This window comes from uncultured Cohaesibacter sp. (assembly GCF_963556055.3).
Classification (GTDB): Bacteria; Pseudomonadota; Alphaproteobacteria; order Rhizobiales; family Cohaesibacteraceae; genus Cohaesibacter.
In genome coordinates, this window is sequence record NZ_CAUVYE020000031.1 from 385,161 (window position 1) to 407,165 (window position 22,005).

21 protein-coding genes are annotated in these 22,005 nt (G+C 55.4%); 7 read left to right on the forward strand and 14 right to left on the reverse strand.

Going from position 1 to position 22,005, the window contains the following annotated elements; all coding sequences use genetic code 11:
• Positions 1-4 precede the first annotated feature (4 nt).
• Positions 5-337 carry a hypothetical protein gene (locus ACHZB8_RS21220; protein WP_316863234.1) on the forward strand — a complete coding sequence of 111 codons (333 nt, stop codon included), beginning with the start codon at positions 5-7 and terminating at the stop codon, positions 335-337.
• A 265-nt stretch (positions 338-602) separates the two neighbouring features.
• On the opposite strand, the gene rraA is transcribed toward ACHZB8_RS21220, so the two are convergent.
• Genes rraA through acnA form a run of 3 tightly spaced genes read right to left on the reverse strand, consistent with a single transcriptional unit; the run spans position 603 to position 4,833 of the window.
• Complete coding sequence (rraA, locus tag ACHZB8_RS21225; RefSeq protein ID WP_316863236.1) at positions 603-1,103, reverse strand: ribonuclease E activity regulator RraA; 501 nt, start codon at positions 1,101-1,103, stop codon at positions 603-605.
• Complete coding sequence (locus tag ACHZB8_RS21230) at positions 1,100-2,251, reverse strand: PrpF domain-containing protein (RefSeq protein WP_316863238.1); 1,152 nt, start codon at positions 2,249-2,251, stop codon at positions 1,100-1,102. The genes rraA and ACHZB8_RS21230 overlap by 4 nt, the downstream gene beginning before the upstream one ends.
• The gene (acnA, locus tag ACHZB8_RS21235; protein ID WP_316863240.1) at positions 2,248-4,833 is read right to left on the reverse strand and encodes an aconitate hydratase AcnA; all 2,586 of its coding nucleotides are present in this window, start codon (positions 4,831-4,833) and stop codon (positions 2,248-2,250) included. The genes ACHZB8_RS21230 and acnA overlap by 4 nt, the downstream gene beginning before the upstream one ends.
• 92 nt (positions 4,834-4,925) lie before the next feature.
• Between acnA and ACHZB8_RS21240 the strand changes: the two genes are divergently transcribed.
• Positions 4,926-5,606 (forward strand): IclR family transcriptional regulator, encoded by a 681-nt coding sequence (locus tag ACHZB8_RS21240; RefSeq protein WP_316863242.1) that lies wholly within the window; start codon positions 4,926-4,928, stop codon positions 5,604-5,606.
• 74 nt (positions 5,607-5,680) lie between these two features.
• On the opposite strand, the gene otnC is transcribed toward ACHZB8_RS21240, so the two are convergent.
• From otnC to ACHZB8_RS21270, 6 genes are all read right to left on the reverse strand, one after another.
• Positions 5,681-6,319: a 3-oxo-tetronate 4-phosphate decarboxylase gene (gene otnC / locus ACHZB8_RS21245; RefSeq protein ID WP_316863244.1), complete on the reverse strand. Its 639-nt coding sequence runs from the start codon at positions 6,317-6,319 to the stop codon at positions 5,681-5,683.
• The gene (gene otnK / locus ACHZB8_RS21250; protein WP_316863246.1) at positions 6,306-7,598 is read right to left on the reverse strand and encodes a 3-oxo-tetronate kinase; all 1,293 of its coding nucleotides are present in this window, start codon (positions 7,596-7,598) and stop codon (positions 6,306-6,308) included. The genes otnC and otnK overlap by 14 nt, the downstream gene beginning before the upstream one ends.
• Positions 7,599-7,658: 60 nt before the next feature.
• The gene (locus ACHZB8_RS21255) at positions 7,659-8,321 is read right to left on the reverse strand and encodes an aspartate/glutamate racemase family protein (protein WP_316863248.1); all 663 of its coding nucleotides are present in this window, start codon (positions 8,319-8,321) and stop codon (positions 7,659-7,661) included.
• Between the two features lie 82 nt (positions 8,322-8,403).
• Positions 8,404-9,339, reverse strand: coding sequence for a TIM barrel protein (locus ACHZB8_RS21260; RefSeq protein ID WP_316863249.1), 936 nt, complete (start codon positions 9,337-9,339; stop codon positions 8,404-8,406).
• Positions 9,336-10,352, reverse strand: coding sequence for a 4-hydroxythreonine-4-phosphate dehydrogenase PdxA (locus ACHZB8_RS21265; protein ID WP_316863250.1), 1,017 nt, complete (start codon positions 10,350-10,352; stop codon positions 9,336-9,338). The genes ACHZB8_RS21260 and ACHZB8_RS21265 overlap by 4 nt, the downstream gene beginning before the upstream one ends.
• A gap of 41 nt (positions 10,353-10,393) precedes the next feature.
• Positions 10,394-11,113: an FCD domain-containing protein gene (locus tag ACHZB8_RS21270; RefSeq protein ID WP_316863252.1), complete on the reverse strand. Its 720-nt coding sequence runs from the start codon at positions 11,111-11,113 to the stop codon at positions 10,394-10,396.
• 350 nt (positions 11,114-11,463) lie between these two features.
• Here ACHZB8_RS21270 and ACHZB8_RS21275 point away from each other — a divergent pair, with 350 nt between their 5' ends.
• From ACHZB8_RS21275 to ACHZB8_RS21290, 4 genes are all read left to right on the forward strand, one after another.
• The gene (locus tag ACHZB8_RS21275; RefSeq protein WP_316863254.1) at positions 11,464-12,438 is read left to right on the forward strand and encodes a tripartite tricarboxylate transporter substrate binding protein; all 975 of its coding nucleotides are present in this window, start codon (positions 11,464-11,466) and stop codon (positions 12,436-12,438) included.
• 78 nt (positions 12,439-12,516) lie between these two features.
• Positions 12,517-13,017 carry a tripartite tricarboxylate transporter TctB family protein gene (locus tag ACHZB8_RS21280; RefSeq protein ID WP_316863255.1) on the forward strand — a complete coding sequence of 167 codons (501 nt, stop codon included), beginning with the start codon at positions 12,517-12,519 and terminating at the stop codon, positions 13,015-13,017.
• A 78-nt stretch (positions 13,018-13,095) separates the two neighbouring features.
• Complete coding sequence (locus ACHZB8_RS21285; RefSeq protein WP_316863257.1) at positions 13,096-14,616, forward strand: tripartite tricarboxylate transporter permease; 1,521 nt, start codon at positions 13,096-13,098, stop codon at positions 14,614-14,616.
• 11 nt (positions 14,617-14,627) lie between these two features.
• The gene (locus ACHZB8_RS21290) at positions 14,628-15,662 is read left to right on the forward strand and encodes an AbrB family transcriptional regulator (RefSeq protein ID WP_316863260.1); all 1,035 of its coding nucleotides are present in this window, start codon (positions 14,628-14,630) and stop codon (positions 15,660-15,662) included.
• Between the two features lie 43 nt (positions 15,663-15,705).
• Here ACHZB8_RS21290 and ACHZB8_RS21295 read toward each other — a convergent pair whose 3' ends face one another.
• Positions 15,706-16,017, reverse strand: a complete 312-nt coding sequence (locus ACHZB8_RS21295) for a hypothetical protein (protein ID WP_316863261.1) — start codon at positions 16,015-16,017, stop codon at positions 15,706-15,708.
• A gap of 40 nt (positions 16,018-16,057) precedes the next feature.
• Between ACHZB8_RS21295 and ACHZB8_RS21300 the strand changes: the two genes are divergently transcribed.
• The gene (locus tag ACHZB8_RS21300; RefSeq protein WP_316863263.1) at positions 16,058-17,473 is read left to right on the forward strand and encodes a Glu/Leu/Phe/Val dehydrogenase; all 1,416 of its coding nucleotides are present in this window, start codon (positions 16,058-16,060) and stop codon (positions 17,471-17,473) included.
• Positions 17,474-17,708: 235 nt separating this feature from the next.
• Here ACHZB8_RS21300 and ACHZB8_RS21305 read toward each other — a convergent pair whose 3' ends face one another.
• From ACHZB8_RS21305 to ACHZB8_RS21320, 4 genes are all read right to left on the reverse strand, one after another.
• Positions 17,709-18,656 carry a 2-hydroxyacid dehydrogenase gene (locus tag ACHZB8_RS21305; RefSeq protein ID WP_316863265.1) on the reverse strand — a complete coding sequence of 316 codons (948 nt, stop codon included), beginning with the start codon at positions 18,654-18,656 and terminating at the stop codon, positions 17,709-17,711.
• A 195-nt stretch (positions 18,657-18,851) separates the two neighbouring features.
• On the reverse strand, positions 18,852-20,060 hold the full coding sequence (locus ACHZB8_RS21310; RefSeq protein ID WP_316863267.1) for an aspartate transaminase: 1,209 nt from the start codon (positions 20,058-20,060) through the stop codon (positions 18,852-18,854).
• A gap of 28 nt (positions 20,061-20,088) precedes the next feature.
• Positions 20,089-21,393 (reverse strand): TRAP transporter large permease subunit, encoded by a 1,305-nt coding sequence (locus ACHZB8_RS21315; RefSeq protein WP_316863268.1) that lies wholly within the window; start codon positions 21,391-21,393, stop codon positions 20,089-20,091.
• Between the two features lie 4 nt (positions 21,394-21,397).
• Entirely contained in the window at positions 21,398-22,003 is a 606-nt protein-coding gene (locus tag ACHZB8_RS21320) for a TRAP transporter small permease (RefSeq protein ID WP_316863271.1), read from the reverse strand.
• Positions 22,004-22,005 lie beyond the last annotated feature (2 nt).

The window sequence follows — 22,005 nt, forward strand, 5'->3', positions numbered from 1 at the left end:
TGAAATGCAAAATACACTGAGTGAACGGCTTGATCGGTTTTTCATCGAGCAAGGTTCTCTTTCTTTTGATCAGATGGAGCATTTCCCGGTTGAATTTGGCAATGCTGAAGAAATGGATCCTCTGGCAGGCCTTTTTGATGACGATGAAGTGCAAATTGAACTGTCTTCAGTCTTTCAGCCATTTACGCAAAAAATGGAATCCTGCGGTGTCACCCCAGATACTGTTGCCAGACTGGTCAGAGTGGCCTGGTCTGGCATCGAAAGACTGAAACAACCAGAAGACAGGATCCGCATGTATGACACCCTGAAGGCCCTCTTGATCGGGGCCATTTCCTGATCGGATGATGGCCAATTGCTCCTTGTCCGGAATCTGTGGACCGCAGCTTGCCAATGCCGGACTCCGTATCTGTATTTGTCAATTACACCATCAAAGCCCAATAATCTGATTTGCAGAGAATTATCCTTGCCGTGAAGGCTGTTTCAGATCCGTTTCTCTCCCCTTGTTTTGATTGTTGATCCAAGCATCATCATTGAGTTCAGGGTCACGCTCGCAAAGCGCTCAAGCTCGTCCATGATCATCAAAAAAGAGAGTACGGCGCCCCCTACGGGGTCAAAGGATCATCAGAAACAAGAACGCCATCCTCATCACAATAGATGCATTGGCCCGGCTCGAACAGAACATTTCCGAAAGCAACGGGCACGTCGATGGCACCGATACCGGTCTTTGCGCTGCGAACCGGCGTGACACCCAGCGCCTTGATGCCCAGATCGATTTTCGCCAGCCTAGCAACATCCCGGACAACACCGTTGATGATGATCCCGGCCCAGCCATTTGCTTCAAGCAGACTTGCATTTATGTCCCCAAGCAGGGCGCTGCGGAAAGAGCCGCCACCATCCAGCACGATCACGCCGCCCTCTCCGGACAAACTGAAAAGAGCCTGCTGAACCAGTTTCGTATCCTCCATGGTAACGGCCGTGCGAACGCGGCCTGCGAAGCGGCGTTTCTTGCCAAAGTCGAGCAAGGGCAGCATTACTTGACGCACTTTTTCAGGATTTGCATCATTAAGATCCGTCGTCGGATAAGCCTGCAAGGAACATCTCATTTGCTTCTCTCCAGCAACGAAGTTGGATAGTGAACCAAGCCGCTCATGATGCGGCGCTGGGTGCGAAAGGTGGTTGTTGAAAGAGCTTTCAATCCCCGACCGTCCGTTTCGACCCGTGCCTTGACCGGCAATATCCCCGAGGGGTTGGCCACAAGGATATTTTCGCTAACATCCGCTTTGACTATGGAATGAACAAGCGTACCCGGAATCCGGGCGGCAACGGCAACACACATCGCTCCGGTCAGCGTTATCGCGCGGTGGACATTGCCCATCGAGACAAGACGCACAGAAAGGTGTCCTTCTGACGAAGCATAATGGTGGCCATCCAAAGCATCAAAGGTGTGAGGGGGAGCGATCAGCGCAATTTTCGGATTGGACAACAGGGCGTCTTGCGGGCTTTGCGCCATCCCCATCGCCACCGCAGCAGATCGCCTGATCTGGTCCAGCCGCATCATCAAGGAGGTCGCGACGTCCAGGGCATCCGGGCTTTCGGTTCCAGTGAGTCCCACATCCTCGGCACGAATGAAGACAACCGGATTGGAGGCGTCGACCATCGACGCCTGAATTTCTTCCTCCCCCACGATCAGGCGGTCAATCACATTGCCTGTTGGCAGAAGCTTGCCCGTTGCTGCGCCACCGGGGTCGAGAAAGTCGAGCTGGATGCGCGCACCAAGCTGGGAAATGCCGGGGATCGAAAAATCACCGACCTCGACAGTCTTGCCGTTTGCCACCTCGAAACGGGCGTCAAACAGCTTTTTGGTGTTGGTATTGTGAATTCGGACTTTCACCAGTCCATCCTCGGCCTTGATGATTCCCTCATCGATGGCAAAGGGACCGACGGCAGAGGCCATGTTGCCACACATGGCGCCATAGTCCGCGACAGGTTTGTCGACGGCGATCTGCACGAAGGTATAGTCGAGATCGGCATCCGTGCGCGCGGACCGCTCGACGATGACCACCTTGGAGAGAGAGGACAGACCGCCGCCCATGCCGTCCAGCTGGCGCCCATAGGCGTCGGGGCTGCCCAACACATGCAGAAAGATCCTGTCCCGGCTTGCTCTGTCTTCTGGCAAATCCGCACCATTGAACAGCACCGCCTTGGAGGTGCCTCCACGACAGAATGCGGCTTTGAGTGTTCCGTTTGTCATGATGAAGCCTCCGAAATGCAGGTACGTAAAAACCGTGGCAGCAACCCGCCATGGCGGAAAATTTCGCGTTCCGCATCATTGTAAAGGCGCAGATCAAGGGCAACCTCGTCCGTGCTGCCATCCTTGCGATGAATGGTCATCCGTGCCGACCGCAGATCCTCGGCCAACGCGATGTCGAACAGTTCCGAGCCATCCAGTTTCAGGGACAGTCGGCTCACCCCTTGCGGAAAACAGAGCGGGGCGATGCCCATATTGACCAGATTGGAGCGGTGAATGCGTTCGAAACTTTCGGCAACAACCGCTCGGATGCCGGCAAGCCAGGGCGCTTTGGCTGCGGTGTCGCGCGAGGAGCCACAGCCATACTCCTTGCCGCCGACGGCAATCAGGGCCTGATTGCGCTTTTGATAGGTCTCTATGGCCTTGAAGATGGTCATAATCTCGCCCTCAGGCTCGAGACGGGTCCATGATCCTTCCTGATCCGGGACCATTTCATTCTTGAGCCGGTTGTTGCAGAAGGTCGAGCGGATGACGATATCCGATGAGCCCCGCCGTGTTCCAAAGGAGTTGAAATCGCGCGGCTCCACACCGTGGGCGATCAGAAATTGACCGGCATCACTGTCTTTGGGAATGCTGCCTGAGGGGGAAATGTGATCTGTGGTGATCGAATCCCCGAGCAGGCAAAGAGGACGAAGACCCTTGAGGGACGGCAGGGGGGATCGATCCTCGCCAATCTCTCTGATGAAGGGCGGGAAGGTGATGTAGGTCGAGGGTGCCCACTGGTAACTGCCACTGCTTGGCTGCAACCCATTCCAGTGGGGATTGATCCTTGAAATATCTTGGTAATTGGCCTGATAGGCCTCCGGCAGAATGCAAGCGGCCAAGATGGCATCAAGCTCGGATTGATCCGGCCACAGATCGTCAAGCATGACCAGATTGCCATCGGCGTCCTGCCCGAGCGGCTCCGTGCCGATATCCAAGAGGATCGTTCCAGCCAAGGCATAGGCGATGACAAGCGGTGGTGAGGCGATCAGGTTTCGGCTGGCAAGCGGATGTATGCGGCCGGGAAAATTCCGGTTGCCGGACAGCACCGCAACACCCTTGATGTCTTGCGAGACAATGGCCTTTTCGTTGGCCGGATCAAGAGGGCCGGACATGCCGTTACAGGTGGAACAGGAGAAGGCAACAATATCAAAACCGAGTTGGCAAAGTGGTCGCAGCAGTCCAGCTTTCTCAAGATAGTGCGCAACCACGCGGGAGCCGGGGGCGAGCGAGGTCTTTACATGCGGCTTGATCGTCATCCCTTTGGCCACAGCATTGCGGGCAATCAGTCCTGCGGTGATCATGTTGCGGGGATTGGCGGTGTTGGTGCAGCTGGTGATCGCGGCAATGATTACATCTCCATCCCCGATATCATGCTCACCTGCCTTGACCGCAACACGGCGCCTTTTGTTCATTTCGTCCCTATCGACCAGACGGGAGGGGACATCTTCCAGAGTGATGCGCTCTTCGGGCTTTGACGGCCCGGCAACCGATCGGGCAATCCGGCCAAGATCAAGGGTGACCACCTGATCAAAGTCGATGGAGCGATTGTCCGGATCAAACCAGAATCGCTGCTGCTTGTTGTAGGCTTCAACAAGGGCCACATGGTCTGGCTTGCGCCCCGTTTCGCGCAGGTAACGCAAGGTGTGGTCATCGCAGGGGCAGAAGAGCGTGGTTGAGCCATATTCCGGAGACATGTTGGCGATGGTCGCTCGGTCCGCAACATCAAGCTGATCATAGCCCGAGCCGAAAAGCTCGACGAAGCAGTCCACGACACCGACATTGCGCAATTTCTCGGCAATTGTCAGGGCAATATCCGTCGCGGTGATGTGATCTGGACGTGTGCCAATCACCTCCAGACCGATGACGCGCGGCACATTGACGGTGGTAAATTCTCCAAACATGATGGCTTCGGCTTCCAGCCCTCCAATGCCCCAACCGAGCACAGAAAGCCCGTTGATCATGGTGGTGTGACTGTCGGTGCCCAGACATGTGTCTGCTATCAGCAGATTGCTATCCTGCCCGTCGATGGAGACGACCTGCCCAAGATATTCCAGATTGACCTGATGCATGATGCCGCCGCCGGGCGGGACGACCCTGAGATTGGGAAACTGCTCTTCGCAGGCCTTGATAAAGGCAAACCGCTCCCTGTTCACCTCGAACTCCCGCTTCTGGTTGAGCGCTAACGCGCTCTGACTTGCCCAGTGGGCAACGGTCATGGAGTGGTCGACCATCATGTCAACCGGCAGGCGCATGTCGACCCGCGCCGGATCACCTCCAGCCTCTTCGATCCGGCTTTTCATTGCCATCATGTCAACCAGCAGGGGCAGACCCAGCATGTCTTGCAAAATCAGACGGGAGGGACGAAAGGCAACGGTATGTGCCATACGACCGGTTATGGCGTCGAGCTGACCGACATCCTGTCGCATGACATTTTCCGCCAGAATGCGCAAGGAAATCGGAAGGCGGGGCACCCCGGAGCCAATCACTGCGGCATAATCCATGATGCTGAAAGCTGTCCCTTGAAACGGTGTCATTTGCATGACGTGATCCTCGATTGTTTATGAAGATCATAGTTGACGCGTCAGCTGCACATCAAAAAAAAGAAACAAACGTTTCGCCAGAGAGAACAGTCATGGGAGCCATCAGAACCGAATCCGTTGAACGCGCCATGTCGATCTTGCAGGCCTTTTCAACACAAAGGCCGCGCATGTCACTGGCTGATTTGGCTCGCGAAACAGGCTTGCACAAAAGCACGATCCTGCGCTTGACCAATTCCTTGCAGATTTACGGGTTCATCAATCGCGATGAAGGCGGGGTTTATTCAATTGGTGCCAGCATCTGGCGGCTCGGCGTGATTTTCAGGCAGGATTTCAACGATGGCGAAGACATCCGCCCGATGCTGCGCGAGCTGGTCAAGCTGACCGGCGAAACCGCATCCTTCTATGTGCGGGCTGGCAATGAGAGGGTCTGCCTCTATCGGGAGAACTCCCCCAATCTCATGCGCTTCCATCTTGAGGAAGGCATGCGGATGGATTTGTCTACAGGTGCGTCCGGGATGGTCTTGCGGCGCTATTCCGGCGAGGCCGTTGAAGATTTGGCCCTATTCAGCGACCGGGGAACGGTGCAGTCGGTTGGCAAGCGCAATCCCGACATCGCATCCATCTCCACCCCCGTTTTCAACTGCATCGGGGTCTTGCGCGGAGCCTTGACGGTATCGGGCCTGATCGATCGGTTTGATGAGAGTGCCCGGCAGGCAGCAATCGCACCTCTGGAGCATTTTGCAGCAAGATTGCAGCAGATCTTGCCGGGATAGACGAGACGACAGGAATCGCTCTCGTCATATTTTATAAAATGTGTTCGAGCGGTTCGAAGGACCGGGAAGCCTGCCTAATCGGGAAAGCGCCGACGAAGCTCGGCAACCTGACCGGCGCTCAGTGGAGACACCTGACTGTTTTTGAGAAGGAGCGAAAGCTTTGCCGTTTCTTCCAGCTCTTCATAGCACATGACAGCATCCTGAAGTGACGAACCGGACACCACCGGGCCATGATTGGCAAGCAGCATTGCCTTGTGAGATACAGCACAGTCCCCAACGGCCGCAGCAAGCGCGGCATCTCCGGGCGCAAAGTAGGGGAGAAGGGGAAGAGATCCTATTTTCATGACATAGTATGGAGTGAGCGGCTGAAAGACATCCTTCTCATTGGCATGGCGCTGACAGGCAATTGCGACACAATTTGTCGAGTGCAAATGCACCACGGCCTGCGCCTTTTCACGCGCACTATACAGAGCCATATGGAACAACGATTCCTTGGTGGGTTTGTCTCCACCGATGTGGTTCCCTTGAAGATCAAGCAGGGATAGGCGCTCAGGGTTGAGGTCGCCGAGGCAAGAATTGGTAGGCGTGCAAAGCACATTCCCGTCTTCAAGACGAATGGAAAGGTTGCCCGATGTCCCCTGCGCCAACTGTCTGTCCTGCAAGTATTTTCCCAGTCGCACCATTTCCTCGCGCGCATGGCTATAGCTGTTCACTGGATGGTTCCCCCTTGTTCGACAGCGCCTCGAGCGCCTTTTCAAAAAAGTCTACCGTGCCAAAATTGCCCGACTTGAGCGCAAGGGCTATCGGTCTATCTCTTCCCAGCAAAATGGGAACGCCCGGATCAATTTCGGCGCCGATGCGCAGAGGACCGGTCTTAAGCCGCAGCGCAACTGCGCTAGAAGTCTCCCCTCCGGCGACAACAATACGATTGAAGCCTTTTTCCGCCGCCAATGCTGCGGCCTGAGCAAACAGACTTTCCAACTGGGCCGAAACCCGTTCACGACCATATTCTTTCTGAGCTCGCGTCACCTCTTCTGGCGTGTCTGACGAGTAGACCAACGGCGATTTCGAAAGATTCTCGCTAAAAAATTCGACCAGGCTTTCTGGCGTTATCACCTCACGCATCGCATCTTTTGCAGTTACCCGAAGCGAAGGATAACGCCGGGTGTGATAGTCGATTTGACCACGCGTTGCCCCCGAACAGCTGCCGGCCAGAATGATACCAGGTCCATCCTGCCCCGCAGTTGGTGGCCTCTTGCCAGTGGCAAGGCCCTGACGGATGAAATTATGTGGAAGCCCCAGTGCTATCCCAGAGCCGCCGGTAATCATCCGGGTGCCATCAAGCGCCTTGCCAAGGGTGAGAAGATCGTCATCGGTCACCGTGTCTGTTATGACCAGTGTTTCCCCTCTTTGCGATGCCATCGACAAAGCCTCTCGGACAGCCTCACTGCCCAGATGGATGGTGCCTGCATCGACAAGCCCTACAGGGGTCTTGCATTGGAGAGAGAGCCAGCGGCGCAGATCCGGATCGGTCATCGGAGTCAGGGGATGATTCCGCATGCCGCTTTCGCTGATCAGGCGATCCCCGACGAATAGATGACCCTGATACACGCTGCGGCCCAGGGTCGGAAAGGCAGGACAGGCAACGACACCGGACACATCCAATGCCTGGGCCAGTGCCTCGGCCACTGGCCCGATATTACCGTCTTGGGTTGAATCAAAGGTCGAACAATATTTGAACAGAATTTGCCGACAGCCTTGCGCCTTGAGCCAGTCCAATGCGGCCAGGGATTGCTTGACGGCATCCTCGACTGCAATCGTGCGGGTCTTCAACGCGATCACGGCCGCTTCCACCTCCGGATCTGCCGGCTCGTCCGGAACGCCAAGATACTGAAGAACAGAAAGCCCCCCTTCGTTCGGCAGTCCCTTGGCCAGGGTGTTGGCGATATCACTTGCTCCGGTGAAATCGTCGGCAATTACTCCGATCAGCATAATGTTCCTTTCCGTATCCGAGCCTCTTGCAAGAAGAGTTGGTCACTGACTGCATTTCTATCAGGAAGCACAAACCAGTTCACGCATCCGCAGAACGGCGGCATCCGGCGCAGCAAATACCGGACAGGAGACCCGCGCCTTGACGGCTTCCAGCGCGCATGACGTTGAAAAATGGGCCAGCATGATGGCGTCCTTGTCGGCAAACAAGGGCGCGGCCTCAACGACAAGATGATTGTGGGCCTCCACGTTGCCAGCCTTGATCAGATCGATCGCTTCGGGAACCACATATGTCTCCAATTTGGCAGAACTGGCCTGCGCATAATCTTCAAACTCGGCAACCATGGTGCCGACCGCAGGCTTGAATGTCGCCAGCATGCCGATCCTGTTGCCTGAAGCGATTGCCGCTCGGAACATGGCTTCGTTGGGGCGCAGCACTGGTATGTCCAGTATCTTTTCCAGTTGATCAATCGCCGGACCAAAAGCCGAGCAGGTCGCCAGAATGCCGTCGGCCCCTGTGCTGCGACCATATCGCCCGAACTCGACGAAGCGATTGAGAAGGCTTTCGGAAAGCTCATCGCCCTCGCGAGCGCGATCAATACTGAGACCATCATCAAGCAGATTGACCACTTCTGCATCAGGCCAATGGCGTTGCATGGCCATCAAAATAGGCTGCATGGCGACGGGAGTTGCGTGCAAAAGCACGATACGGGGACTGGTTTTCATCACGATCTCCTCCTGATCGTAGGTAGCTTTCAGACTGACATCGCAAGGCCGGAAACGGGGGTCACCGGGCGACGCAGCCGATTCATCTGGTGCTCGAGATTGCCGCACTGGCCTGGTAGAGCATGCGCAGCCCATTGGCGATCGAGATCTCGGGATCACCCCCTTTGGGCGTTTTCATCTCCACGCTGATCACGGCATGACCGGTCGGCAGTGCGCGTTTTGCAAGGCCATTGCGATCAAGTGCTGAGAGAAATTCAATCACATGCGTCAAGGTTACCGCGCTGCCCTCAACCCCGAAGCGACAATGGCTGTCGCCATAGACGGCAGGATAGGCAGGATCGAGACCGCAATTGGCGACATGGGCATGGATCAGCAGATCTCCGATGGCGTCTATGGACTGCGAAATCGTCTCCCCCAGTTGTACAAGATGGCTGAGATCAGCCAGCACACCTATATTGGGCACGTCCTTGCGAACGGAGCGGATGAAATCCACGGTCTCAGAGGTCGGCCCCAGAAGACGCTTCTGATCGAGTTCCCTGTCGAAATGTTCAAACGAGATCCAGAGAGGATCTTCGGGGCGGAGTTCCTTTGCTCGCTGGCAAAGAATACAGAGCATCTCGTGCAGATATTTCTTTGCCTCATCCCGATCATTGGGAAGGCAATCCGGCCCCGAACAAAGAACAAGCAACTTCGCCCCCATGTCACTTACCGCAGCGACAATCTGTTCCAGCCAGAAGAGCGCCTGAGCACGCTCCTGCCGATCAAGGGAATTGGGATTGATGCCCTTCTGTCTCATCTGGCCTCCCGCGGCATGAATGGCTGTTGCACCAACATCCTTCATGATCACCTGAAGCGGCTGACGGACGTCCGGCTCCAACGGCCAAGCCGCTTCGACAACATCCAGATGAGGCATCAAAGCCAGCTTGCGCACGGTGCTGACGGCATCGTGATCGATCCCGCCATATGCTGCATTATGCACAACACCAGTCGCAAACAGGCTGTCTCCTACCCTGATCATGCCACCATCCCCTGACTGCGCTGAGCCTTGGCGGCCGCCATGATGGAAAGCTCCATGTTGGTGGCATCGGCAATACCCTTGCCGGCAATATCGAAAGCCGTACCATGTGAAACGGTGAAAACCGGGATGGGCAGCCCGCCGATGAAATTGACGAGATGACCGAATTCCAGAAGCTTGATCGCTGCATTGCCATGATCGTGATACATGGAAAGCACGATATCGAAGCCATATTTCCCGTAATCGACAAATACGGTATCGCCAGGAATTGGACCCAGAACATCAAGCCCGCGTTCCCGTGCCATCTCGCAGGCCGGTTCGATTTCGTTCATATCTTCCGAGCCAATCAGCCCACGTTCACCATTGTGCGGATTGAGACCGGAAACTCCGATACGCGGCCTTGCGATCCCCACCATCTTGAGGCTTTCATCCAGCACTTCGATCTGCCCGAGAACCCGATCCCGGGTGCAAAGCTCAGAGACGCGGGAAAGCGGCACATGGTTTGTGACCCGAGCCATGTTATATTTACGACCCATGAGGATCTGGATGGACCTGTCGGCACCGGTATAATGGCGGGTGATTTCTTCAAAACCGGTATGCTCGTGTCCGCCGTCTTTCATCGCACGCTTGTTGTTGGGGGATACCACAACAGACTGGGCTTCGCCTTTCATGCCCAATTCAATTGCACGCGCGATGGAGGCTCCCGAATAGCGCCCCCCTTCTGCGGAAACCTTGCCCCGAGGACAGGCAGAAAGATCCAGACTATCAAAGGGCAGGATCTCGACAACGCCGGGATCACCGGAGGCGTCTTTCAAGGCAAAGATTTCACGAAGCTCGAGAGGAAGGTCCAACGCCTTGATTTCTCGGGCATAAAGTTCCGGACTGCCAATGACGACAGGAGCGGCTACAGCGCGAAGCTCTTCATTCAAATGCGCCTTGAGTGTGATTTCTGGCCCAACTCCAGCGGGATCACCATTGGAAATGGCGACAATTGATTTGCCATTATTCAGAAACATTATGCGGGTTCCTCCAAAAATTTCGATTTTTTCTTCTTGTTTCAGGCGAGATTTGACGAGCGCCGGAATTTGGCAGTCTGCTCGGGCATGGTGCGCTGAAGCCTGTGGAATCCTGCCAAACTGTGCTCAAGGAAAATGCTGGCACAGACCGTGCGATTGCCTCCCCGCAAGGCATCAAGGATCAGTTGATGCTCTTCAATCGAGTTGGACACGTTGCTGTCCAGTATGAGCGCGCGTTTGCGCCAGATATGCAGCTCTTTATCGAGCGACTTATAGATTTCGGTCATGCGCTGATTGCCCACAAAAGAAATTGTCAGCTCGTGAAACCTTCTATTGAGCAGATAGACCGCATCATTGTCCCCGGCTTTGTGAGCGGTCTCCATCTGCGCTTGCAGAGAGGCCAGCTCGTCTATTTGATCCTGGGTGATGGTTTCAGCCAACCTGCGCCCGGCGTCGGCAAAAAGAGCGGCACGAACTTCATAGATCTCAAAGACGTCCTGCAACTCGATGACCCGAACAAAAAAGCCACGATTGACCTTGAACTCGATCAGCCCGGCCTGCTGCAAAAGTCGACAGGCTTCTCTTACCGGGCCGCGGCTGATGCCTCTGGCTTCAGCAATGGCATTCTCATTGATCCGATCACCGGCATCCAGATCACCGTCGACAATCTTGCGCTCCAGTTCTTCATAAATGGAATTGGCGATGGACGCAGTCGACATGGCAGCGACCTTGCTGCTGCCCGTTTTCTTTTCCGAAATCATCAGTCCCCCTTATTGGCGCATCTCATGAAATTGCTAACAAAATTATCGAATTGTCGACAATAATAGCCATCAATTTGAAATTTGAGAAGAGAAATTTTTGCACATTTACAAAAATAATTGTTTCTAAATATTTTTATTATAATAATTTCAGATAGTTACATCGTTTCCACTGGCGTCACATACCCGAATCCAACCGTAAATGCCCACAAATATCCCAAAAGGATTGTTGACAATTAATCTGATTTAGCGCTTTTTTGATAGGGAATACACACCGGGAGGACCCAATTTGGTGTGTAATTCTTGCAAAAAGAGCCAAAACACGCTTGGTTACGCTTATAGGAGGACTAGTTTTGTCGACAATTTGTAAACGGATCGGCACATATGCCGTTGCAGCCATTGCCATCCCGCTCATCAGCATTACGGCTCAGACGGGATATGCCAAGGAATTCACTCCGGGAAAAACCGCCACCGTCATCGTGACATCATCCCCTGGCGGGGGAAGCGACACGGTCACGCGCACGCTGACTGACATCATTCGCGAAAACAAGCTTACCGACACCAATTTTGTCATCGAAAACAGAACCGGTGGCAGTGGCGCTGTCGGCTATTCCTATGTCACCCAGCATGGCGGCGACGAGAATATGTGGGCCAATATCGGGGTGAGCTTCTTCACGACACCTCTTCTTGGCAACTCACCAGTCAACTACAAGGATTTCACGCCACTTGCAGCCGTTGCAGAAGATGCCTACGTGATGGCCGTGGCAGCGAATTCTGAAATCACCGGCCTGGATTCCATCGCCAAATCCGGACGCATGCTCTCCGGTACAACCGGTATCGTGGCAGACCCGGCGCTCATCGCGCATCGCCTCGAAGAATCAATGGGTATCGAGGTCGATATTGTTCCGTTTGAAGGCGATGGTGAAGTCACCGCAGCCCTGCTCGGCGGTCATATCGATGTCCAGTTCGGCAATCCTTCTGAAATCCTGCCCCTCATCCAGGGCGGCGAAATGCGCGCCATTGCAGTGAGCTCGGATGAAAGACTTGAAGCTCTTCCAGACGTTCCCACGATGAAAGAACAGGGTTACGACGTTTCCCTGACCCAGTTGCGCGGCTTTGTCATGCCTCCCAAAGTATCCGCAGAGGCTGCGGCCTACTGGGCAGACATCATTGGCAAAGCATTGAAAAGCCCTCAGTGGAAAGAACGCTACATTGATCGGTACAATGTCGTTCCGAAATTCCTCTCTGGCCAGGAATTTGCCGCAGAAATGGATCGCCGTAACACGGACTATACCGCTCTGATGAAAAAGCTCGGTCTTCTGAAATAGATCTGTTCGTTCTACCACAGTCAGGCACCCGACAATGGGTGCCTGTTTCCCCAATCGCATTTTCTACAAGGCATCGACATGCGCATTTCGCAGATAGATAAGCTCTTTTCAGCTCTGCTCTTTTTTCTGGGACTCTATGTCATTGTCAAAGGCATGCAATATGGGCTCTGGATCCGGGGAGTTCCCGGCCCGGGCTTCTTTCCGCTATTGTCCGGCCTGATGATGTCGATCTTGTCGAGCGTGACTTTCCTGAAGCAGATCAGGCGGACCCCTGTCAGCGCTGTTGAAGCGGAGAACTCAGAAATCAAAGGCGAGCTCGACAAACGCACGCTTCTGGCAATTGCCGGTGTTATCGTCACGCTCAGCGGTTTCATCCTGCTTTCCCCTTATCTGGGAATGACGCTGGCGGGATTTTTCCTCATCTTTGCAATTGGCCTGCTGACCCAGCCTGAAGAACAAAAAGGCAAAGCATTTCTCGTTAAACTGACCGTCATTTCCCTTGGAACCATTATCGGGTGCAATTTGCTGTTTCGCTTTGTGCTTGGAGTGCCGGTATTGACCGGCCCGTTTGGTCTTTAACCTTCTGGCTCTCACCGGAATTTGACAGGCGCGTATCTTGTTTTGCTGCGCCAGACCGCTGATCTCAGGGAGGAGATTATGGAAACCCTATCGCTGCTGCTCACAGGCATCTATACCGCAGCAACTACCCCTACACTCTTGACGGCAGTTACCATGGGAGCAGTGCTGGGCCTTCTGGTTGGTGCTCTTCCGGGCCTCGGCCCCGCTGCCGGGGTCGCAATCATGCTGCCAGTTGCCGTCGGTTTTGAACCCACGATTACCCTCGCGTTGCTTGCCGGTGTCTATTACGGCGCCATGTTCGGCGGTGCCGTCACCGCCATTCTGATCGGCATTCCGGGTGATGCACCCGCCGTCATGACCGTTCTTGATGGTCACCCGCTTGCCCTTAAGGGAGATGCGGGACGAGCGCTTGGCGTTGCTATCTATTCTTCCTTCTTCGGTGGTCTTGCAGGCTTGATCGGTCTGACCTTGCTGGCTCAGATCATCGCAAGATATGCGCTCATGTTCGGGCCGGCAGAAATGACTGCACTGATGGCCCTTTCTCTATCTCTTGTTTCAACCCTAGGCACCAAGGACCGGGCGAAAAGCTTCACAGCTCTGGCTCTGGGCCTGTGGCTTGGCACCATCGGGCTTGACCAGATCCGCGGTGGACCTCGCTTCACATTTGGTCAGATGGAGCTGTTTTCAGGGCTTGATTTCGCGGTGGTGGCCGTAGGCATGTTCGGTCTGGGACAGATGCTCCAGACCGTTGGATCGGCTCCAACCACCCGAACGCAATCGGCCAGCTATTCCTATCGATCCATGATGCCCAGACTGTCAGACTTGTGGATCTGTAGGAAAGTCATGTTCATGGGATCCATCATGGGCTTCATCATCGGCGTGCTGCCCGGCGTCGGCGCAACAGCCGCCACCATGATGAGCTATGCGACGGCTAAAAAGATTTCCAAAAATTCCGATCAATTCGGACACGGGGCTATCGAAGGAGTCGCTGCACCCGAAACCGCAAACAACTCGGCCTCCTATGGTGCAATGGTGACCCTCTTCACCCTTGGCATTCCCGCCTCCGCCACGACGGCCGTGCTGTTTGCGGGCCTTCTGATGGCAGGATTGCAACCCGGCCCGAGGCTCTTTCAGGAGCATTCGGAATTCGTCTGGGCGCTGTTCGGGACTTTTTATGTCGGCAACTTCGTTCTGGTATTCATCACCCTGTTCCTGACCCCTGTGCTTGCGGCAGCGATCTTCGTCTCGCGTGGCCTGCTCTTTTCAGCGGTCATCGGCATCGTCGTCTATGGAATGTTCTCGATCGACTATTCCCTCTGGGCTGTTGTCATCATGCTGCTGGCTGGCATACTGGGCTACATAATGAATCTGCTCAAGTATCCGTCTGTACCGCTCATTCTGGGACTGGTACTGGGGCCCTTGTTCGAGCTGGGCATACGCCGCACCTTGATTGCTTCTCGCGGTGATTTCACCGTGTTTCTGGATCACGCGATTGCAATGGTCGTGTTCGGGATCACCGCCATGGTTGTTCTCGTGCCCATACTAATCCGCAAGTGTCGACTGCCTCGCAACGAAAAAGCCGTTGCTACGGAAAGCTGAAAGTGCGGTTGATGGGCGATTGGAAGAAGCAGGCTCTCGGGTTGGGCATCGCCCTCTCGGGGGCCTTGGCCTTCGAGGCAACAGGGCTACCGCTGCCCTTTCTGTTCGGAGCGCTGGGAGCCTGTCTGGTGGCTGCACTTGTCGGCCTGCGTTTCCGCGATCTGGGAAATGTCTCCAAGGGAGCCCGGACCATTCTTGGCGTTGCGGCAGGGGCTTCCATCACGCCGCAGGTCCTCTCAGCCTTGCCGCAAATGGCAACAACAATCTTGCTCATTCCGGTCTTCATCGCGGTCATCGCCCTCGTCGGATTGCCGTTTTTCCGTGCCCTCGGCTTTGACAGGACAACAGCATGGTATGCCGCCATGCCTGGCGGCCTACAAGATATGGTCATTTTCGGCGAGGAGGCTGGCGGAGATCCTCGCGCCCTGTCACTCATTCATGCCACCCGTGTTCTGGTCATCATCACACTGACGCCGCTCGTTGCAACCAGGCTCTATGGTGTCAGCCTTGAGCACTCCATCGGCGATGCGGCTCTAGACACTCCGATCTCGGAATTGCTCATGATGACATTTGCCGCCATAGGCGGATGGAAACTTGCCGAACGGTTCAAGCTGTTCGGAGCAGCCATTCTGGGCCCAATGATCGTCGCGGCATGTCTGGCACAGTTCGGGCTGCTCCATGCCCGACCGCCTCGTGAGGCGATCATGGCTGCCCAATTGTTTATCGGGCTCGGCATCGGGGCACACTATGTTGGAATAACGGTGAGGGAGCTCGGCCGCTTCGTCACCTCGGGCATCATTTTCGTGATCATCCTGGCGATCCTGTCCGTCAGTTTTTCCGAAGCCATATCCCTTCTGGGCTTTGCTCCGCCGCTCGATGTCTTTTTGGCCTTTTCTCCCGGAGGACAGGCGGAAATGGCCTTGCTAGCCATGTTGATGGGTGCAGACTTGGGATTTGTGGTCGTTCACCATGCTTTCCGCGTCATCATCGTGATCCTCGGAGCCCCCCTGGCCGCTCACGTCATGAGACGGCAGCAAAAGAAATAGGGAGCGAACGGTCTGCACACGAAGAAACGTGACAAGCTCGCCATCACGATCTGGTGTTACGTGCCTGTTTTGCGCCGAAAACATTGCCATGCGCAACCTGCACTTTTTCCACCAAACCGGAGAGACCAGCCAACGCCTCACGCCAGGTCTCAAACGAAGCGGATGTTTCTCCCGATAGCAGGTTGCCCTCCCCGACCCTTGCCGGCAGAGGCACCTTTCTCTTCACATCATGAAACCGGTTGGCACCATAACCAAACAGTCTTGGAGCCCGTTTTCTCCCAGTATTAAGCTTGACTGCATCGGCTTTCTCGCGTGCTTTCTGCCAATTTCCGCATACGGGAATGCCGATCGACAAGCATTGAAATCTCCAATCCCGGAGCTCGGGAGGAAAAACCGTGTCCAATATTTCTGAGAACTCGATTCTACACAGTGTCGACAAGCTATTCGACCATTCATCGTCCTTGTGCCAATTGGAAGATGGCATCAGGGAACGCATCAAGTCCTGCAATCTGACCGTAACAATCCGCTTCGGTGTCAGACTGCGTGGGCGTGTCTTCAGCTTTACCGGCTGGCGCTCGGTCCACAGTGAACATCAGCATCCGGCGAAAGGCGGGATACGTTACGCGATGAAGGTAGATCAGGACGAGGTTGAAGGCTTGGCGGCCCTGATGACCTACAAGTGCGCCCTGATCGGCATCCCCTTCAGCGGTTCAAAAGGCGCATTGCAGATCAACCGCAATGATTGGGAACCGCATGAACTGGAGCGCATCACCCGCCGCTTCACGCAGGAGCTGGCGAAACGGAACCTGATCGGCCCGAGCCAGAATGTCCCGGCCCCGGACATGGGGACCAGCGAAGTGGAAATGGCCTGGATTGCTGACGAATATCAGCGTCTCAACCGCCTCGACATCAATGCCGCTGCCTGCGTCACCGGAAAGCCGCTCAACTCAGGCGGGATTGAAGGGCGTATCGAAGCCACCGGTCGTGGTACGCAATATGCCACTCAGGAGTTTTTCCGCTCATGGCCATATTTGCAGAAGTCCGGACTAACGCCCGAGCTGCGCGGCAAGCGCGTCATCATTCAGGGGCTTGGCAATGTCGGTCACCACGCTGCCAAATTCCTGTCCGAAGAGGACGGCTGCCTCATTCAGGGCATCATCGAGCGGGACGGCGCGATCTATCGGGAACAGGGGCTTCCCGTTGACGAGGTTCGTGCCCATATGAACCAGACCGGAGGTGTGCGTGGCTTCCCCGATGCCGACTATATCGAACATGGCCAGAGCCTGCTCGAAAAAGAGTGCGACATCCTTCTGCCCGCAGCACTTGAAAATGTCCTGACCTCGGAAAATGCTCCTCGCATCAAGGCCCCGGTTATCATCGAGGCGGCCAACGGTCCGACCACCTATGATGCAGACAAGATCCTCAAGGAGCGCGGCATCGTCATTCTGCCAGACATCTATGTCAACTCCGGCGGGGTTACGGTCAGCTATTTCGAATGGATCAAGAATCTGGGTCACATGCGTCTGGGCCTGCTGGATCACCAGCGTCAGGAATCCCAGAACCGGCAGATAGCCGAAATGCTCGAATCCATGACGGGCGTCAAGATTCCCAAAGAACAATGGAAGGCTTTTGTTCGCGGCAGCGAGGAAATCGATCTGGTTCGCTCCGGACTGGAAGAAATGATGCGCAAGGCATTTGGGCGCATGCTGTCGGTCTATCAGGAACGTAAGGGCGTGGACGATCTGAGAACTGCGGCCTATGTGCTGGCAATCGAAACGGTTGCCAATGCCTACAAGTCGAGCGGTATCTGATTTGGTGGTGAGATGTGCCGGAGGCCAGGTCTTGTTGCGGCCTCCGGCAGGGACATCACCCTTTGCTCTTCTCTGCACGGCCTCCATCATCGGTCGATAATCCTTTCCCCGAGCTGGAGACCACCCCCACCACAAGCGACAAAAGAGCAAGAGAAAAGAGGAATGAAAAAGCCCCGGTCACGAGCGGACCGGGGCTTTGTTGCTTCAAACTCACGGATCGTTATCGGCAACAACCTCAAAGTACGGGGGTTGGCAGCGGCTTCCTGTCGAACTGGGCGGCCAGATTATCATAGACAAGCTTGCCCATTGCCTTGCGCGTCTCGATGGTGCCGCTGGCGTGATGCGGCTGCAAAAGCACATTGTCCAGCGCCAGAAACCGTTCATCGACATTCGGCTCACCGTCAAACACATCAAGGCAGGCAAAGCCCAGAGCCTTGCTTTCCAGAGCATCCAGAAGGGCAGCTTCATCGATATTCGATGCCCGGGAAATATTGATCAGCATACCGTCCGGCCCCAGAGCCTCGATGACATCTCTGCCGACAATACCCTTTGTCGCCGGACCGCCGGTCAGGGTCACAAACAGGAAATCGACCTCTTTGGCCAGTGCGGCGGGATCGGCAACAAAGTGCCAGTCACCGGCAAAATCGCGCGGTTCAAGATCGTTATAGTGAATGTCCATATCAAAGGCTGCGCAACGACGGGCAACCTCATAGCCAATACGGCCAAGGCCCAGAATGCCGACCTTCTTGCCAAAGACACGGGTCTTCAGAGGAAAAAGCCCCTTGTTCTTCCAGTTGCCGGACCGCACCCAGTCCTCCGCCCCGACGAGCCCACGCGAGGCGGCTAGCATCATGGCAACGCCCAGATCGGCAACATCCTTGGTCAGCACATCTGGGGTGTTGGTAACCCGAACTCCAGCCGCTTCAGCAGCTTTGAGATCGACCGCATCATAGCCAACCCCGTAAACCGAGATGATCTCGAGATTGGGCAGTGCCTCAATCAGCGCCTTGTCTGCTCCCAGCTCACCACGCGTCGCAATGCCACGGATCTGCTCTGCACAACCGGACAGGAAGGAAGCCTTGTCGTCTGCCTCAAAATAGCGATGCATGACGAAGCGTTCTTCCAGCCGCTCCATGTCCCAGTCCGGGTAGGGACCGATTTGCAAGATATGTGGTTTTTCCATGAAACTTTTTTCCTCCTGAAGCCCCGGCCTTATGCGAACCCGGGCTGTGGTCCTAAGGGGTCAGCCCTTTTCAGGGCCGCGCCGCGCGCTGGCACAAAAAAAGACGCGCTTGATAGGGCCAAAGACCTGACAAAAAGTTGGAGCCAGCAGTTGGGAATTGGCTGCTTCGCTGGCTCCAATGTCAGTTGGCGATCATTAGGACAGTGCACTGCATGCCTTGATGATTCTCTCGCAGCCGTCGCGGATGACCGCTTCGCTGGTAGCGACCGAAATGCGGAAATAGGGTGAAAGACCATAGGCAGCACCGGCAATGACGGCGACGCCCTGGGACTCGAGCAGATAGAGCACGAAGTCTCCATCATTCTCGATCACCTTGCCATCCGGGGTTTTCTTGCCGATTACACCGGCGCAGTTTGGATAGACATAGAATGCACCATCGGAACTGCGGCAACTGAGACCGGGCGCCCGGTTGAGAAGCTCCACCGCCAACTCGCAACGCTTGCGATAGACCTTCAGCCACTCACCCACTTCTTTCTGATCGCCGGTCAGGGCAGCAACGGCTGCGGCCTGACTGACCGAAGAGGCACAGGACGCCATCTGGGACTGCAACGTGTTGATCGCCTTGACCAGAGGAGCCGGCCCGACGCCATAACCGATACGCCAGCCAGTCATGGCATAGGTCTTGGACACGCCATTGATCAGGAAGCTCCGGTCAATGAGACCGGGCTCGACGGAAACCGGGCTGGCAATCTGCGCATCGGTGAAGACGATCTCGTCGTAGATGTCATCGGTCAGAAGCCAAACCTGCGGATGGCGCATCAGCACATCGGTCACCGTCTTGAGATCTTCAGCGGTATAGACCGCCCCGGTGGGATTGCTCGGCGAGTTGAGGATAAGCCAACGGGTATTCGGCGTAATGGCCGCTTCCAGAGCCTTGGCGGTCAGCTTGAAGCCGTCTTCCTCGACACACGGAATGATCACGGGATTGCCACCACAGGCCAACACCATGTCCGGATAGGAAACCCAGAATGGAGCCGGAATGAGGACATCATCACCCTTGCCAACCGTCGCCATCAACGTGTTGAAAATGACCTGCTTGCCACCGTTGCTGACCGTGATCTGATCCAGGCCGTAATCCACTCCGGTTCGCTGCTTCATGCGGGCTGCAATAGCCTTGCGCAGCGGCACCGTGCCCGGCACAGCGGTGTATTTGGTCTCGCCCGCCATGATGGCAGCGCAGGCTGCTTCCTTGATGGACGGGGGCGTATCGAAATCGGGCTCTCCCACAGTCAGGTTGACAATATCCCGGCCTTCCTCGCGGAGTTGGCGTGCACGATCCGCTGCCGCAGTGCTGGGTGAAGGCTTGATACGTTTGATACGTTCGGCAAGTTTGAGTTCAGACACGATGTCCTCCTGTTTCTTATTGTCTCTATCAACCGTACAGGACAGTTGGCAGCCACGTTACGAATTCCGGGAACGCGGCAAGAAATGCGATGTAGGCAAGCATCAAGGCGACAAATGGCAGGGTAACGCGGGTAATGTAACCAATCCCGTCCCCGGTAACACCTTGAATGATAAAGAGATTGAAGCCGACGGGCGGTGTGATCTGAGCAAGTTCGACGACGATGACGAGAAAGACGCCAAACCAGATCTTGTCAAACCCTGCCGCTGTTACCAGAGGCAGCACGACGGGCAAGGTCGTCACAATCATCGAGAAGCCTTCGAGAAAGCATCCCAGCAGCAGATAGACGCACGTCAGAACGAAAATCAGCATATAGGGGGAAAGCTGAAGTTCGGAGACGAAGCTGGCCATAAAGGATGGAATGCCCAGGAACGAGGTGACGTTGCCCAGAATGGTTGCCCCGACAATGATCAGGCCGATCATGCTACAGGTCTGCATCGAGCTGAGCGCAACATCCCGCACGGCCTTGACACTGAGCCCACCTTGCAAGGCAGCCACCAACACGGCACCAAACACCCCAACGGCAGCGGCTTCCGATGGTGTTGCAAGCCCGCCATACATGGACCCCAGAACAACCAGGATCAGAAAGAGCGCCGGAGCCAGTTCCTTAAGTGCCATGAACCGTTCGGACATGGAGACATGGCGCAGTTGCTTCTCGGATTCCGGGATTGCATCCTTGTTGATCGTTGTGCGTATCATGATGGTTGCCATGAACAGCATGGCCATCAGAATACCGGGCAGAAAACCGGCGGTGAAAAGCCGCAACACGGATTCTTCCGCAAGAACACCATAGATGATCATCACGGTGCTCGGCGGGATGAGAAAGCCCAGCGTGCCAGCGCCGGCAAGGCTGCCGATGGCGATGTCACGCGAATAGCCACGACGCAGAAGTTCGGTCAGGGAGATACGGCCCACAACCTGGGTGGTCGCTGCGGACGAACCCGAGATCGCGGCAAAAATGGAGCATCCAACAATATTGACATGCAGCAGTCTTCCGGGAAGCAACCCCATCCAGGGAGCCAACCCGTTGAACAGAGAACGAGACAGCTTGGTACGAAAGAGAAATTCACCCATGATGACGAACAGGGGGAGAGCAACAAGCTCGCTCGTCGTCAGGATATTGAATACATACTGTGGCAGAAGTTTATCGATCGGGATATCGCGAAACAGCGAAATGACGGTCACGCCGGTGCCCATGAGGGAAAGCCCGACCCAGATTCCCGAACCAAGAACCACCAGCAGGGATACGAGCAGAGTTGTTATTATGAGACTCATGAAATCAGTCCTTCGTGATATCCAGATCGCTCGTGGAGACGACTTTCAGACCGTGGATCTCGAGCTCAAGTCCGAGGAAGCAACGGATCAGTCGTTCGATCAGGGCCAGCGTCAGAAACGATGCCCCGACGGCAATGGCAGTCTGCGGGATCCAGAGCGGAGTGTAGCTGGCGAAAGACACGTTCCCGTCAAGGAAGGATCTGTAGGCAGCCATTAGCAGCGCATAAGACAGGAAACCCGAAAACAGCATTCCGACAGCTGTGGTAAAGCACTCCACCGCGTGTCGTACCTTGGGCGTAAGCATGCCGATAAGCGCCGTTACCCTTACATGTCCACCAGCACGCATGGTGATGGAGGAACCGAGCATGAAAGCCGCACCCATCAGGTAACCGCTATATTCCCAGGCAACAGGAATGTCTGCATGAGCGCCCGGAAAGAGTTTTGTCCAGGCAGAGAGAATGACTTCCGCAAAGACAAGGAAAGTCAGGGTGACCAGACAGAGAGTTGCGAGAACTCCTCCAACTATGGCGAGCCAGTGAACGACCCGCACATAGAAGGAGAATAGTCCCGGAACCGTTGCTTCAGTAGAGCGTGTTTCCGGTTTCGACATGC